The organism is Modicisalibacter radicis (assembly GCF_900961225.1).
Lineage (GTDB): Bacteria > Pseudomonadota > Gammaproteobacteria > Pseudomonadales > Halomonadaceae > Modicisalibacter.
Genome location: NZ_CAAHFN010000018.1, coordinates 1 through 410, shown reverse-complemented (window position 1 = coordinate 410; position 410 = coordinate 1). Strand labels below are relative to the sequence as shown.

General features: G+C 41.7%; 1 protein-coding gene. It reads right to left on the bottom strand.

All coding sequences use genetic code 11. From position 1 onward, the window contains the following. Positions 1-21: 21 nt before the first annotated feature. The coding region (locus HR9077_RS21815) for a hypothetical protein (protein WP_168380864.1) at positions 22-410 on the bottom strand (389 nt) is incomplete at its 5' end.

Sequence of the window (410 nt, the reverse complement as noted above, 5' to 3'; positions counted from 1 at the left end):
GACTAACCGGCAGCAAATTACCTAATTCGGCCTTAAATTTTTATTAAATTGTAAAACATAGAAGACCACAGACTCTTCATTGATAGATGAGACCATTATTTTATATTTGGCAGAAAAACAAGCATCCAGACCATTTAGCCTAGTGCAAGAAAACCCCTCCAGATCCGCCCCATTTTTGAATGCCGCCTTCATCTTTTCTATATCTTCTTCGACTTCGAATTTTCTCACAACAACTGTATGAACTTTGTCGCGATAATCGACACAGTTTATCGAAATCCGCTTTCTGTCATTATCCACGTTGTAAGCCGATTTCACGCAACGCTCAGCTGGCACAAGCGATTCCAGGGAGGGGATTTTGCTCATAAGCAGAAAAAACAGGTGCGCCAGCAAAATACCGATCGCAGCAAACC